Annotated in this window: 12 protein-coding genes; 9 read left to right on the top strand and 3 right to left on the bottom strand. The window is 47.5% G+C overall.

The window, feature by feature from the left end; genetic code table 11:
* Window positions 1–37 precede the first annotated feature (37 nt).
* Both pdxJ and acpS read left to right on the top strand, forming a co-directional pair.
* Window positions 38–769 carry a pyridoxine 5'-phosphate synthase gene (gene pdxJ / locus JK154_RS11895; RefSeq protein WP_211992747.1) on the top strand — a complete coding sequence of 244 codons (732 nt, stop codon included), beginning with the start codon at window positions 38–40 and terminating at the stop codon, window positions 767–769.
* Window positions 769–1,149, top strand: a complete 381-nt coding sequence (acpS, locus tag JK154_RS11890) for a holo-ACP synthase (RefSeq protein ID WP_211992746.1) — start codon at window positions 769–771, stop codon at window positions 1,147–1,149. The genes pdxJ and acpS overlap by 1 nt, the downstream gene beginning before the upstream one ends.
* On the opposite strand, the gene JK154_RS11885 is transcribed toward acpS, so the two are convergent.
* Window positions 1,146–1,406 carry a YfhL family 4Fe-4S dicluster ferredoxin gene (locus JK154_RS11885; protein ID WP_211992745.1) on the bottom strand — a complete coding sequence of 87 codons (261 nt, stop codon included), beginning with the start codon at window positions 1,404–1,406 and terminating at the stop codon, window positions 1,146–1,148. The two genes, acpS and JK154_RS11885, sit on opposite strands and share 4 nt — an antisense overlap.
* 389 nt (window positions 1,407–1,795) lie before the next feature.
* Between JK154_RS11885 and JK154_RS11880 the strand changes: the two genes are divergently transcribed.
* Entirely contained in the window at window positions 1,796–2,368 is a 573-nt protein-coding gene (locus JK154_RS11880) for an NleF caspase inhibitor (RefSeq protein ID WP_211992744.1), read from the top strand.
* Between the two features lie 383 nt (window positions 2,369–2,751).
* Here the strand turns inward: JK154_RS11880 and JK154_RS11875 are convergent, their stop codons facing one another.
* Window positions 2,752–3,600, bottom strand: coding sequence for a MurR/RpiR family transcriptional regulator (locus tag JK154_RS11875; protein ID WP_211992743.1), 849 nt, complete (start codon window positions 3,598–3,600; stop codon window positions 2,752–2,754).
* Window positions 3,601–3,819: 219 nt separating this feature from the next.
* Between JK154_RS11875 and yfhb the strand changes: the two genes are divergently transcribed.
* Window positions 3,820–4,452, top strand: a complete 633-nt coding sequence (gene yfhb, locus JK154_RS11870) for a phosphatidylglycerophosphatase C (RefSeq protein ID WP_211992797.1) — start codon at window positions 3,820–3,822, stop codon at window positions 4,450–4,452.
* A 66-nt stretch (window positions 4,453–4,518) separates the two neighbouring features.
* A complete protein-coding gene (gene tadA / locus JK154_RS11865; protein ID WP_211992742.1) occupies window positions 4,519–5,025 on the top strand; it encodes a tRNA adenosine(34) deaminase TadA in 507 nt (168 codons plus the stop codon).
* On the opposite strand, the gene mltF is transcribed toward tadA, so the two are convergent.
* The gene (mltF, locus tag JK154_RS11860) at window positions 4,913–6,466 is read right to left on the bottom strand and encodes a membrane-bound lytic murein transglycosylase MltF (protein WP_211992741.1); all 1,554 of its coding nucleotides are present in this window, start codon (window positions 6,464–6,466) and stop codon (window positions 4,913–4,915) included. The genes tadA and mltF overlap by 113 nt on opposite strands.
* Before the next feature lie 248 nt (window positions 6,467–6,714).
* On the opposite strand from mltF, the gene purL reads away from it, so the two are divergent.
* The 4 genes from purL to glrR all read left to right on the top strand — a co-directional run bounded on the left by purL (window position 6,715) and on the right by glrR (window position 14,658).
* On the top strand, window positions 6,715–10,602 hold the full coding sequence (gene purL / locus JK154_RS11855) for a phosphoribosylformylglycinamidine synthase (RefSeq protein ID WP_211992740.1): 3,888 nt from the start codon (window positions 6,715–6,717) through the stop codon (window positions 10,600–10,602).
* Between the two features lie 560 nt (window positions 10,603–11,162).
* The gene (locus tag JK154_RS11850) at window positions 11,163–12,599 is read left to right on the top strand and encodes a HAMP domain-containing sensor histidine kinase (RefSeq protein ID WP_211992796.1); all 1,437 of its coding nucleotides are present in this window, start codon (window positions 11,163–11,165) and stop codon (window positions 12,597–12,599) included.
* On the top strand, window positions 12,596–13,324 hold the full coding sequence (qseG, locus tag JK154_RS11845) for a two-component system QseEF-associated lipoprotein QseG (RefSeq protein WP_211992739.1): 729 nt from the start codon (window positions 12,596–12,598) through the stop codon (window positions 13,322–13,324). Before JK154_RS11850 ends, qseG begins: the two co-directional genes overlap by 4 nt.
* Window positions 13,321–14,658: a two-component system response regulator GlrR gene (gene glrR, locus JK154_RS11840; protein ID WP_211992738.1), complete on the top strand. Its 1,338-nt coding sequence runs from the start codon at window positions 13,321–13,323 to the stop codon at window positions 14,656–14,658. The genes qseG and glrR overlap by 4 nt, the downstream gene beginning before the upstream one ends.
* Window positions 14,659–14,673: the final 15 nt, after the last annotated feature.

The raw sequence follows: 14,673 nt of genomic DNA, 5'->3' as shown, positions 1-14,673 counted from the left end.
TGTACATTAGTGGCTACTGTGAAAATAGGGGGATAGCATGACTCAGTTATTATTAGGCGTAAATATCGACCATATTGCGACACTGCGTAATGCACGTGGAACCAGTTACCCTGACCCCGTTCAGGCGGCCTTTATTGCTGAACAAGCCGGTGCCGACGGGATAACTGTACACCTGCGAGAAGATCGCCGCCACATTACCGATCGTGACGTGCGCATTCTGCGAGAAACACTGGCAACCCGTATGAATCTTGAAATGGCAGTCACCGAAGAGATGCTTGCTATTGCTTGTGAAACACGCCCCCATTTTTGTTGTTTAGTACCCGAAAATCGCCAGGAAGTGACCACTGAAGGGGGGCTTGATGTCGCTGGGCAGCTGGATAAAATGCGCGATGCGTGCACCCGCCTGGCTGATGCAGGTATTCAAGTTTCTCTGTTTATCGATGCGGACTATCAGCAAATTGATGCCGCTGTTGCGGTGAAAGCGCCCTATATTGAAATCCATACCGGTTGTTATGCGGATGCTCAGGATGACATCATCAGGGGGAAGGAACTGGCTCGTATCGCTGATGCAGCCGCCTATGCTGCATCAAAAGGTCTTAAGGTTAATGCCGGGCATGGCCTGACATATCACAATGTTCAGGCGATTGCGGCCATTCCCGAAATGTATGAGTTAAATATCGGCCATGCGATCATCGGGCAAGCTGTTTTTAGTGGGTTGCAGGAAGCGGTCGCGGAAATGAAACACCTGATGACAGAAGCGCGTCGTTAATGGCTATTCTGGGAATTGGTACCGATATTGTAGAGATCGCACGTATTGAAGGTGCAATATCTCGTTCTGGTGATCGGCTGGCTAAAAGAATATTAAGTCCTGATGAATGGGCACAGTACCAGGCTCACCAACAGCCAGCCCGCTTTCTGGCCAAGCGGTTCGCTGTTAAAGAAGCCGCTGCAAAAGCATTCGGGACAGGGATTCGTAATGGTCTGGCTTTTAACCAATTTGAAGTGAGCAATAATCCCCTGGGAAAGCCATTATTGCTTTTTCATGAACAGGCTCAGCGTATGGCGCAAGAGTTAGGTGTTCGTTCGATACATGTGACCCTGGCAGATGAACGGCATTACGCTTGCGCGACAGTCATTATTGAAAGCTAAATTTTGTCAGCGTGGTGTAGCTGCACAAATTTATCCCAAAGTTGTTCTTCGCTTTCCGGGTTATGTGGGTCACTAATGATAGTACCAGCAATGGGGCACACTTGCTGACAGGTCGGTGCCTCATAATGCCCAATACATTCGGTACATCTTTCAGTATCGATCTGGTAGAAGACATCCCCCATAGAGATTGCCTGGTTTGGGCACTCGGGTTCACACATATCGCAATTGATACAGCGTTTAGTAATAAGTAATGACATTTTAGAAGGTTATCTTCAGGCTCATATAAAATGAGTGCGTTAATGTACAAGCAGGACTGGCAACATTACACCGATAAGATGCTGCAAGCCTGTAAAGGGTAACTGACTTTTTGCATTCTAGCACATAAGTAAGATATCCCCAATTATTGCGGTGTTTTAGTTATTATTTGATGATATTAAGATCAAAAAATTTATAATTTTAATAACGTAACTATATTCTTTATGTTATTAAATAACGAGGTTTTTGTTGTTTTACATGGTTAAATGTAAATAAAGGAAAGCGTTTCTTTATAGTGTTTTATTCCTTACTAAGTGACAATGTAAGCGATGATAAAGAATGATGAAATGTTTTTATCATAAGCTTAATATTGTTAATGCCAGAGGATATTATGGATAAGCTTTCTTTTAATGATGTATTTAATTATGATGTGAATTCATTGTTGGCTCATAAATGTAAAATGAATGAAAGGATAAAAAATTCATTTATTACTAAACTGGAACCACATCATTATCCTGATGAAACAATGAGTACCAAGGTATTATCATTACTGCACTTATTTTGTCATAGTGATTCCATTAAAGAAACTATTAGGTTAAGAAAAGAAATAGTCAGTGAGATTGAAAATATGCAGAATGAAATTTCAAAAATGAGAGGGTTTATTTTTAATATTGTAAATAGAAATACTGATAAAGTTTATGGCATTTTAAAAGATGGCTTTACCATTCATGACCGTGATCAGTATATAAAAAAAGTAATGGCTTACCATGAGGTTGAATGTAAAGTAAACAGCCAGACCCATAATTCACACGAAGGTTATTTTCATATTTCGGTTCCCAAATTGGGCTATCATCATAGCTCTGCGCTCTGGGGCGACATGGTTGCACTTGAAAATCTGATAACCGGAAAATACGCGCGGCTTCCTGATCTTACTTATAATGTTGGTACTCTGCAATTTGGTTAATTGAAGAATGGAACCCATTTAATTTCTTCGTGCTATTCAGGTATTATTATTTTAAACAGGAAGGGAAAGGGTAAATAGTATGAATATATCAATTTAACATCATAAACGGTGATTTTTCACATTCATGATTAAATAATGAGGGCGACTTTATTTCATATAAAATATGAATGGTGCCAGGTTTTTGGGTAGAGACGTATTAACTGTAACGATATAAATATTCATTGCTGCTATGGGAAGTTTATTTTTACTGGCTGGCTTTAGGCACGAGCTATTATTAGTTGCCGCGGGCTCCTTACGTCACCCTTTCCCTGCGGTGTGAACGATTTTGTATATATAATCGCTATGCATCACTAAATCTAAATATAGTCGGCTAACCGTTATCGTTAAAGCAGGCGTTTTACTAATGCTTCGCTGTGACGTATTCGCAGCGGTGCATTTTCAAGATCTTGTTGGACTAATGCCATAAACAGAAGGTCCGTCAGCAGCATTTGTGCAGAGGCTGATGAAATAGCCGCACTGCGAGTCGTTTGTTCCTCTGCAATAGTATACAGGCACTCTGTTGCGCGTTGCTGCAGGGCATTTGGTGTGAAACCCGTTATGGCAAGAATCTTTGCCCCCACACGCAAAGCTTCATCGGCGGCAAGATTGATTTCACGCCGTTCGCCAGAGTAGGAAATCGCCAGTAGCAGATCTTCTGATGACATGGCTTGAACGGTTGACAGTAAAGCATGCGTATCCTGTTCAGCCACGGCATTAATACCAATTTTCATTAGCTTCCACGAAAGATTTTTTGCCACCAATCCGGATGCCCCAATGCCTGCTATTAATATTCGCCGAGCATTACGCAGCAGGATGACACTGGCGAGCAATTTTTCTTCGCTATTGATGTCCAGAGACGCATGCATCGCAGCAGTATTTTCTTTGATTAGTTTATCGCCTACAGTACGTAACGAGTCATCGCCAAGAATATGATTGTGAACCGGTACTGAGTGTGGATTATGACCACTGGCCAGGGCTTCACTGATCGCCAGCTTTAATGCAGGAAAACCTTTGAAACCGAGTTTTTGCGAAAATTTCACCACACTTGACTGGCTTACGCCTGCTTCTTCAGCAAGTTGTTGAGAATTTAAATGTCGCACCCGTTCAGGATCGGCAAGTAAAAAGTCAGCCAGTCTACGATCACTTTGCGCCAGTGTCGGGTAGCGGGTTCTTATTCGCAATAAACAGTTCATTCTATCTCCGAGGCAGCGTTTTAAATGTCCACATACTATTTTAATTAGCTGATTTAACAATTAATTATAGTGCATATCAATCTTGCTGGAGAAAATATATTGTCGCTTTTGCTCACCAGACCCCAGGCACATAATAGTTTCAGAAAAGGATTGTGCTATCTGTTACTCTTTGCAAACTCGATATAATTATAAGCTAGCAAGCTTCAGGAGTCAGCCTTGATACAGAACCATGCACAGCGGGCGGTCTTTTTTGATCTCGATGGCACATTACATCAGGAGGATCTTTTTGGTCGTTTTTTGCGCTATTTATTACGTCATCTTCCACTGAACTTACCACTGGTCATTTGCCTCTTACCCGTAGTTACCTTTGGTCTTATGGCTCAGGGGCGTGCGACTCGCTGGCCAATGAGCCTGCTTTTATGGGGGATGACGTTCGGTCGCAGTGAACGCCATCTTCAGCAACTGGAAAAGGATTTTACCCGTCAGTTCCGTGCTTATGTCACCCCTTTCCCACTGGTGCAACAACGCTTGCATGATTACTTACTGGATGATGCTGAAGTTTGGCTCGTGACGGGATCGCCGCTGACACTGGTCGAACAGGTTTATGGTGACACGCAATGGTTACCGCAAGTCAAAACCATCGGGAGTGAGATGTCCCGGGCTTTTGGTGGACGCGTACTCACCCTCCGCTGTCTGTCCAGTGAAAAGGTGATCCAGTTAGAGCAACGGCTCGGTAAACCCTTGCGACTGTATAGTGGTTACAGTGACAGCCTGCTTGATGATGTGGTGTTACAGTTTTGTCAGCACCGTTTTCGCGTTACGGCTGATGGACAACTGCAAACCCTGAAGTGACGCCATTTCGTATCCGGGGCAGGCTGTGTATAATGCGCGCCCGCTATAGCCCGTAGGGAGACAAAAGTGTCGGAAACCGAAGCAACAGATGAATACTGGATGCGCCATGCTCTGACGCTGGCACAGCGTGCCTGGGAGGAGGGTGAAATCCCCGTAGGTGCAGTGCTGGTATATGAAGGCAGAGTAATAGGTGAAGGCTGGAACCGGCCCATTGGTCACCATGATCCTACTGCGCATGCTGAAATCATGGCCCTGCGTCAAGGAGGGCTGGTACTGCAAAACTATCGCCTGCTGAATACGACTCTCTATGTCACGCTAGAACCTTGTGTGATGTGTGCTGGTGCCATGGTACACAGCCGTATAGGCCGGCTTGTTTTTGGTGCCAGAGATGCAAAAACAGGGGCGAGTGGTTCGTTGATGGATGTGTTAGGACATCCAGGAATGAATCATAAAATCCAGATCACTGAGGGAATAATGGCAGCGGACTGTTCATCCATGTTGAGCGATTTTTTTCGCGAACGTCGTCTGGAAAAGAAAGCCCTAAGGGAAAAGGTCCATAAGGTGGCAGAGTAGCGAGTTCATCCTGGGTGACCAGAGGATAGGCTTCGGCGAATTTTTCTTCCTGTGCTGTTTGTTTCTCTTTTTCCAGCAAATAGCCCTCCAGACTCAGGTGATATTTGCGAATATTTTCCACGTAGGCGTAAGCTTCGTGACCACGGGCATACCCATAACTGGTCTGGCTATAATACGGCTTCTGACTGAGTAGTGGTAAACGGGTTTTTACCTCAGCCCAACTATCGGGATCGCCTTTTTGCAACAATGTGAGTTGGCGAGCATCCATCATATGAGCATACCCAATATTATAAGCCGTTAGCGCAAACCAGATGCGCTCATCTTCCGGTACTGAATCCGGGATTTTACTCATCATATCCTTCAGGTATCGACTCCCGCCACTGATACTCTGTTCTGCATCCAGACGGTCGGTGACGCCGACACTCTGGGCTGTGTTTCTTGTCAGCATCATCAGGCCACGTACTCCTGTTGGAGAGGTGGCATGGGTATCCCAGTGTGACTCTTGATAGGAGATGGCGGCGAGTAAAGTCCAGTCTATCTCATCCGCATATTGCTCAAATAACGGCTGTAAATCCGGAAGAACTCTGTCAACTGCATTAAGAAAGGTACGCGTATCCACATAATTAAAATTACCAATATGTCCGAGGTATTTTTCTTCCAGCCTTGCCAGGGTACCGTTACTGCTTATTTGATTATAAAAGTCGAGTAACGCCGCACTCATGCTGTCGTCATTATCCCGTGCAGAGAACCAGGTTACCGGCTGTTCATCGGTAATATCCAGGGCCACGGCCAGTTGCGGGTGAACCCGCTGGAACAGGCCAACAGCAATGGAGTCTGCAATGGTGAAGGGAACAGTACCGTCAACGACATCTTTCAGTAACTGGTTACTGGTCTGTTTGTCAGAAACTGACCAGCTCAAATCCGGGTAGCGGCTCTCTTTAAGTTGTTCGAGTACGTCAATGACACCATGCCCAGCAGAAAGCAGTAGCTGACTGCCATTCATTCCAGATAAATCTTTTGGGCGCGGGCGACCAACCTGGGAGACCATCTGCTGGGAAACATAATAGTAAGTTGGGCCTGGCTGATAGTTTTGGCTGCGTTTGGTGTTGTAGATCAATCCTGCGGCCAGTAAGTCAGCACTGCCCTTATCAAGATCATCAAACAAATCACTGATCGTGTTACGTGGTGTGATGCTCAGTTTAACATTCAAGTAGTCTGCAAAGAGCTGGGCCAGTTCGTAATCAAAACCGGAGGCTTTTTCATTAATGATGTTATACGTCACGGGGGAAACAATCGTACTGACGTGCAAAATCCCCCGCGATTTTATAGCGGCGATACGGTTTTCGGTTTGGTTGAAACCTGGGAGGGAGGGCCATAATGCCACTGCCAGCAACAAGGTGACGACACCGATAAGCAGATAATAAATCTTAATTTTTTTCAAAGAAATAGAGGTCTGCAACGATAAGGTCTTAGCCAACAATAAACATAAGTGTGGAGGAGTCTCTTCATAATATGAGGCGCATTTTGCGTAAGAAAACGGCAGTAAGCAACATTTAAGAAATTGGTGTTCAAAAAACAATCAATAAAAACATCTGCGGATATTTATACGCAAACGGTTTCGTAGAAGCTGATGATTCTTTATAATGGCCCCGTTTTCCCCCCCTTCGCCCTGAAGACGAGAGATCTTTAATGATGGAAATTCTGCGTGGTTCACCTGCACTTTCGGCATTTCGTATTAACAAACTTTTGACCAGATTTAACGAAGCTCATTTACCTGTCAGCGATATTTACGCTGAGTATGTGCACTTTGCTTATCTGGATGCTCCGCTAAATGCTGATGAGTCTGCCCGCCTGCAACGGTTACTTCAGTATGGTCCAACCCTCGCAGAACACGCTCCTGGTGGTCATTTACTGCTGGTAACACCGCGTCCTGGAACCATCTCCCCCTGGTCCTCTAAAGCCACGGATATTGCACATAACTGTGACCTGCCACAGATCAAACGACTGGAGCGTGGGATTGCCTGGTACATTCATGCCGACAATTTTAATGATAGCCAGTGGAAAGCAGTCGCTGAGTTATTGCATGACCGCATGATGGAGAGCGTGTTTCCCTCTCTTGAAGATGCCGCGCAGCTGTTTGTCCAGCAGAGTCCAGCCCCGGTTCAAAGTGTCGATCTGTCAGGCAAAGGTCGTGAAGCACTGGTTGAAGCAAATATTCGTCTCGGACTGGCCCTGGCAGACGATGAGATTGACTATCTGCAAACGGCTTTTACCCAGCTGGGCCGTAACCCTAATGATATCGAACTCTATATGTTCGCCCAGGCGAACTCGGAACATTGCCGCCATAAAATATTCAATGCGGACTGGATAATTGATGGTGAAAAACAGCCTAAATCGCTGTTTAAAATGATCAAGAATACTTTTGAAAAAACGCCTGATCATGTGTTGTCGGCTTATAAAGATAATGCCGCCGTCATGGAAGGCTCCTCGGTGGGGCGTTTTTTTGCAGACCATGACTCAGGAAGCTACGAATACCATCAGGAAGAAGCCCATATCCTGATGAAAGTAGAGACCCATAACCATCCAACGGCTATTTCGCCCTGGCCTGGAGCGGCAACAGGCTCAGGCGGTGAGATTCGTGATGAAGGTGCGACCGGACGCGGGGCCAAACCCAAGGCTGGTTTAGTCGGTTTTTCCGTATCCAATTTGCGTATTCCTGGTTTTGAACAGCCCTGGGAGCAGGACTTCGGTAAACCTGACCGTATTGTCAGTGCGCTGGACATTATGACTGAAGGCCCCCTCGGAGGAGCGGCATTTAATAACGAGTTTGGTCGTCCTGCCCTTACGGGGTATTTCCGCACCTATGAAGAGCAAGTCAACAGTCATAACGGTGTTGAACTCCGTGGTTACCATAAACCGGTTATGCTGGCTGGCGGGATAGGTAATATTCGCGCTGACCATGTACAAAAAGGTGAAATTCCTCCAGGAGCCAAGCTGATTGTACTTGGTGGCCCGGCCATGAATATTGGTTTGGGAGGGGGGGCAGCTTCTTCTATGGCCTCAGGTCAGTCTGATGCGGATCTGGATTTTGCTTCTGTGCAGCGTGATAACCCAGAGATGGAACGTCGTTGCCAGGAAGTTATCGATCGCTGCTGGCAACTGGGTGACCAGAACCCCATCGTCTTTATCCATGATGTTGGTGCGGGTGGTCTCTCTAATGCTATGCCTGAACTGGTGAGTGATGGTGGCCGCGGTGGTCGTTTTGAGTTGCGGGACATCTTGAATGATGAACCCGGAATGAGCCCATTAGAGGTATGGTGTAATGAGTCTCAGGAGCGATATGTCCTGGCCGTACTGCCAGAACAGTTACCTCTGTTTGATGCTTTATGCCGCCGGGAGCGAGCACCTTATGCGGTGATCGGGGAAGCGACCGAAGAGCGACAACTGACCTTGAATGATCGTCACTTTGACAATCAGCCTATTGATATGCCACTGGATGTTTTACTGGGTAAAACGCCTAAAATGGAACGCAACGTTGAAACACTGACAGCCAAAGGTGACGCCCTGGATGTGGGTGCTGTCACCCTTGCTGAGGCGGTTAAACGGGTTTTACACCTGCCTACCGTGGCTGAAAAAACCTTCCTGGTAACAATTGGTGATCGTACTGTGACCGGCATGGTTTCACGCGATCAAATGGTTGGCCCGTGGCAGATCCCGGTTGCGGATTGCGCCGTGACAACAGCAAGCCTTGACAGCTACTACGGTGAAGCCATGTCCATCGGAGAACGCGCTCCTGTGGCATTGCTGGATTTCGCCGCATCGGCGCGTCTTGCTGTTGGTGAAGCCCTGACCAACATTGCCGCGACTCAAATTGGTTCTCTTAAGCACGTGAAACTTTCTGCTAACTGGATGTCAGCGGCCGGACACCCAGGGGAAGATGCGGGTCTCTATGAAGCAGTTAAAGCTGTGGGTGAAGAACTCTGCCCTGCGCTGGGATTGACTATCCCGGTGGGCAAAGATTCCATGTCGATGAAAACCCGCTGGCAACAGGATGATACCACTAAAGAGATGACGTCACCGTTGTCGCTGGTGATTACGGCTTTTGCCCGTGTTGAAGATGTCCGTGGGACAGTGACACCGGAGTTAAGCACAGAAGAGAATGCACTGCTGCTGATTGATTTAGGCGCAGGCCACAATGCCCTGGGGGCAACCGCGCTGGCACAAGTTTATCGCCAGCTCGGTGACAAACCGGCAGATGTCCGTAGCACTGAACAGCTGAAAGGGTTCTGGCATGCCATGCAGGCATTGGTTGCTGAACGTAAGTTACTGGCGTGGCACGATCGTTCTGACGGCGGGTTGTTAGTAACACTGGCTGAGATGGCATTTAGTGGTCACTGTGGTATTGAGGCTGATATTACCGGCCTTGGGCGTGATCGACTCGCTGCTTTGTTTAACGAAGAGTTAGGCGGGGTGATTCAGGTTCGTGAGTCTGATCGTCCAGCTGTGGAGCAATGTCTTGCTGAACATGGCCTGGCTGGCTGTGTGCACTACCTTGGTAAAGCCGTCGCAGGGGACCATTTTGTCCTGACCGCTGACGGTGAGTCTGTCTTTAGCGAAAGCCGGACCACTTTACGTATGTGGTGGGCTGAAACCACTTGGCAGATGCAGCGCCTGCGTGATAACCCGGAGTGTGCTGATCAGGAACACCAGGCGAAGGCGGACGATAAGGACCCCGGGCTGAATGTTAAGCTAAACTTTAATATCGCAGAAGATATTGCTGCGCCGTTCATTGCCACAGGGGCTCGCCCGAAAGTAGCTATCTTACGGGAACAGGGGGTTAACTCCCATGTTGAGATGGCAGCGGCATTCCACCGCGCCGGCTTTGATGCAATTGACGTCCATATGAGTGATTTGCTTGCCGGACGCACGGGGCTGGATCATGTCCAGGCCTTGGTAGCCTGTGGTGGTTTCTCCTATGGTGACGTTCTGGGAGCGGGTGAAGGTTGGGCGAAATCCATTCTGTTTAATCCGCGTGTGCGTGATGAATTCGCTGAATTCTTCCTGCGGCCACAGACTCTGGCTTTAGGTGTCTGTAATGGCTGTCAGATGATGTCCAACCTGCGTGAAATCATCCCGGGTAGCGAGTTATGGCCGCGTTTTGTTCGCAATCAGTCTGATCGTTTTGAAGCACGTTTTAGCCTGGTAGAAGTTACTGACAGCCCATCACTGTTGTTGCAGGGAATGGCTGGTTCACATATGCCGATTGCGGTATCCCATGGGGAAGGCCGTGTTGAAGTCCGTGATGCAGCCCACTTAACGGCACTGCAGAATAAAGGCCTGGTCGCTTTGCGTTTTATTGATAATAGCGGATCGGTTACCGAACGTTACCCGGCGAATCCTAATGGTTCACCTGATGGGATTACGGCGGTAAGCAGTGAAGATGGTCGCGTTACGATTATGATGCCACACCCTGAGCGTGTATTCCGTACCGTAAGTAACTCCTGGCATCCAGCAGAGTGGGGGGAAGACAGCCCGTGGATGCGTATTTTCCGTAACGCACGCAAACAGCTAGGCTGATGCTGTAATCGGTTATAAACTACGTAACAAATCAATAAAACCCTCGTTTAATCACGAGGGTTTTTTTTGTCACTAAATCACGACACCAGCACTGTAAGCTGTCTCAATATGGAGACATGTAACATATTGTTATTTATATAAATAAATATAACGCCATTTTTTTGTCTCTTTTTGGCGACACTTCAGGGGGTGTCATTCCTGCTTTATGTTTTTTATTAATAAATAAAATTATTATTAATCAATGTGTTGATTATTGTATTTACATACTGGCACGTTTCGTGCATTATTCTGTGCGTTGCTCATTCACCTTTCTATGTCAGCGTTTTTTAAACAGACTACATAAACCTCCGAATGACGCACATAAAGGTGCCTGCCGTCCAACTTTTGATAAATGCTTTCGGGCTTATCATGCACAGGGCGAAACGTTGAGTAAGGCGCCGCCTAATTCATAAACAAAGGCAGGGTTTATACCCTGCCTTTGTTGTTTCTGAAAACTCAGCTTTAAACCAGTTTCAATCACAGCTAGCATCTTGTCTGAACGATAAAATGAGATGAATCAATTGAACCAGTGGCATTTCTTTCCCCGATCACTACGACAGCTTGTGATGATGGCCTTTTTCTTGGTTTTGGTTCCCCTGTTAGTGCTTGCATGGCAGGCATGGCAAAGCCTGAATATGCTGAGTGCTCAGGCTGAGCAAGCTAACAGCAGTACGCTTGCAGATGCTCGCCGTAGCGAAACCATGACGAATATTGCACTGGAGATGGAGCGCAGTTATCGCCAGTATTGCGTACTGGATGACTCACGTTTGTCGAATGTCTATCAGAATCAGCATAAGCGCTATGCTCAAATGCTGGACGCGCATGCCACCATCATTGTGGATGTTAATCTGCTCCAAAGACTAAGCCACACCTTAGACGAGCTCGCAACGCTTCAGTGCCATAATAATGCGCCGGACAGTGAAGCTCTCCATGAACTGGAACGCTTTGCCACGAGTAATGCGGAAATGCTTCAGGCGACGCGGGATATCATCTTTTCCAGGGGACAGCAACTTCAGCAGGATATTGCCCAGCGAGGTCAGTTTTTTGGCTGGCAGGCCCTGGTCTTGTTCTTACTGAGCCTGACACTGGTGATCATTTTTACCCGTATGATAATCGGCCCGGTCAAAAGCATTGAAAGAATGATTAAACACCTGGGTGAGGGGCGCTTACTGGAAGAGAATGAAAATTTTAAAGGTCCCAGAGAGCTGCGTTCCGTCGGGCAGCGTATTGTATGGTTAAGCGAACGTCTTCGCTGGCTGGAGTCCCAGCGGCATGAATTTTTACGGCATATCTCCCATGAATTAAAAACACCTCTTGCCAGTATGCGAGAAGGGACGGAATTACTCGCTGATCAGGTCGCCGGCCCGCTAACCCTGGAGCAAAAAGAGGTGGTGGAAATTCTTGATAACAGCAGCCGCCATTTACAAAGACTGATCGAACAGTTACTGGATTATAACCGCCGCGTGAGTGATGGTATTGTCGAACGGGAAAAAGTGGACCTGACTCCTTTGGTTGAGGGCGTTATTGCTGCCCATAGTTTACCTGCCAGGGCGAAGCATATGCATACGGAATCCTCGCTGGCTACCGTTGCCTGTCTTGCGGAGCCTGTGCTGTTAATGAGCGTGCTGGATAATCTCTATTCCAATGCGGTGTACTATGGGGCAGAATCCGGTACCATTTACATACGCAGCCGGCCTTCGGGCAGTATGTTGCATATTGAGGTTGCTAATACCGGGCAAGGGATTCCTGAATCAGAAAGAAAAATGATCTTTGAGCCTTTTTATCAAGGAACGTTACAGCGTAAAGGTTCAGTGAAAGGCAGTGGCCTGGGGTTAAGTATTGCCAGAGATTGTATTCATCGTATGAAAGGTAAACTCTATTTAATCGATGATGGGAAAGCCGACGTCTGTTTTCGCATCGAATTACCTGTTTTCCCCGAGGATAATGTCACTCTATGAAAGCCTGTTTATTATCCCGGTTAAGTGGCACGGTATTATCACGTCTGGCAGCCATTACACTGGTGTCCGGGTGCAGTATGCTCAGTAGTTGTGCGTCTTTACCTGAGTTAAATCATCCACAAACCCCGAATCAGACTCGCCAGCCTGAAAAGCAGTTGCCGGATTATCTTTCGACCCAATGTGCTGATATCTGGCAACAAGAAGAGCCGTCAACTCTGGCAAATCCGCTTTACTGGTTACGGGGCATGGAGTGCGCCCAGCGGTTGTCACCTGCAGAGGCCAGAACAGAGGCGCGTGAGTGGCCCGCTCTCACCTGGCAAGATACCTTTAAGCGGGGGATTCTTTTGTCCCCGGCTAAAATAACTCCGGTTGAAAGAAGGCGCTACATGCAGCAGCTCGATATGCTGGCAACGGACATTCCCCTGCAGGTACGATCCCTGTTTATTCTCTGGCGTGATGGGGAGCGTTCACAGCTAAAACTGTCAGAAGAGCGTAATCGCTACAGTAAATTGCAGCAGGTAACAGACGAACAACTTGATGAACTGCGCCAGGCGCAGCAACGACTGAGCGGTGAGCTGGAAGTTACCACTCGTAAACTGGAGACGCTATCTGATATTGAGCGTCAACTTTCCAACCGTAAACCAGGCAGTAACTATGTGCCAGAAGCCCACAGTAAGGACAGCCAGGATACAAGCGACCAATCACTTCAGGAGATTCAACCATGACGTCACATAAGCGGGCGCGTTTATTGCTAGTGGATGATGATCCCGGGTTGTTAAAGCTACTGGGAATGCGTCTGACGAGTGAAGGCTATACTGTCACCACTGCGGAGAGTGGAGCGGAAGGATTACGCGCATTAGGGCGTGACCAAATTGATTTGGTGATTAGCGATCTGCGAATGGATGAAATGGACGGGATGGCGCTTTTTGGTGAAATTCAAAAAGCCCAGCCGGGCATGCCCGTGATTATTCTCACCGCCCATGGTTCGATCCCCGAAGCGGTGATGGCAACACAGCAAGGGGTCTTCAGCTTTTTGACAAAGCCCGTCGATAAAGACGCGCTCTATCGCGCTATTGACGATGCCATGGCTCAGACTATCCCAGCAGGGGATGAAACGTGGCACGACACGATTGTTACTCGAAGCCCTATTATGCTACGTCTGTTGGAGCAAGCCCGTAAAGTCGCCCAGTCTGATGTGAGTGTGCTAATTAATGGTCAAAGTGGTACCGGTAAAGAGGTGCTGGCGCAAGCGATGCATCAAGCGAGCCCGCGCAGTAAAAAACCCTTTATTGCGATTAATTGCGGTGCGTTACCGGAACAACTGCTGGAGTCAGAGTTGTTCGGCCATGCCAGGGGGGCGTTCACTGGTGCGGTTAGCCAGCGGGAAGGGTTATTCCAGGCGGCTGAAGGTGGCACTCTTTTTCTTGATGAAATTGGCGATATGCCACTCTCATTACAGGTGAAACTCTTACGAGTATTACAGGAACGAAAAGTACGCCCGCTTGGCAGTAACCGAGATATAGATATTGATGTGCGTATTATTTCTGCAACCCACCGTCATTTGCCAAAAGCGATGGAGCGTGGTGAGTTCCGTGAAGATCTCTTCTACCGTTTAAATGTGGTTAGCCTGAAGATACCGGCACTGAATGAACGTGCCGAGGATATTCCTTTGCTGGCAAGTCAGTTATTACGCCAGTCTGCTGACAAGCATAAGCCTCTGGTACGTAGTTTTTCCACTGAGGCCATGAAGCGATTAATTTCTGCCAGTTGGCCGGGTAACGTGCGTCAGTTGGTTAACGTGATTGAACAATGTGTCGCATTAACGTCAACACCGGTTATCAATGAGGCATTGGTCGAGCAGGCACTGGAAGGGGAAAACAGTGCGCTGCCGACCTTTGCTGAGGCCAGGAATCAGTTTGAGCTGAACTACCTGCGCAAGCTGTTACATATCACCAAAGGTAATGTTACTCACTCGGCCCGAATGGCTGGGCGAAACCGAACAGAGTTCTATAAACTACTGGCCCGACATGAACTCGATGCCAATGACTTTAAAGACTAGGCTGTGGTAGTGTGA

Source organism: Citrobacter sp. JGM124, from assembly GCF_018257795.1.
Lineage (GTDB): Bacteria > Pseudomonadota > Gammaproteobacteria > Enterobacterales > Enterobacteriaceae > JGM124.
Note: the sequence above shows the minus strand (reverse complement) of the source record. Positions and strands in the feature narration are given on the sequence as shown.

Bases quoted from the DNA above. Each gene is read 5' to 3' on its own strand.
- glrR (WP_211992738.1), top strand. From the start codon at position 13,321: ATGACGTCACATAAGCGGGCGCGTTTATTGCTAGTGGATGATGATCCC.
- acpS (WP_211992746.1), top strand. From the start codon at position 769: ATGGCTATTCTGGGAATTGGTACCGATATTGTAGAGATCGCACGTATT.
- JK154_RS11875 (WP_211992743.1), bottom strand. From the start codon at position 3,600: ATGAACTGTTTATTGCGAATAAGAACCCGCTACCCGACACTGGCGCAA.
- JK154_RS11885 (WP_211992745.1), bottom strand. From the start codon at position 1,406: ATGTCATTACTTATTACTAAACGCTGTATCAATTGCGATATGTGTGAA.
- purL (WP_211992740.1), top strand. From the start codon at position 6,715: ATGATGGAAATTCTGCGTGGTTCACCTGCACTTTCGGCATTTCGTATT.
- JK154_RS11880 (WP_211992744.1), top strand. From the start codon at position 1,796: ATGGATAAGCTTTCTTTTAATGATGTATTTAATTATGATGTGAATTCA.
- qseG (WP_211992739.1), top strand. From the start codon at position 12,596: ATGAAAGCCTGTTTATTATCCCGGTTAAGTGGCACGGTATTATCACGT.
- pdxJ (WP_211992747.1), top strand. From the start codon at position 38: ATGACTCAGTTATTATTAGGCGTAAATATCGACCATATTGCGACACTG.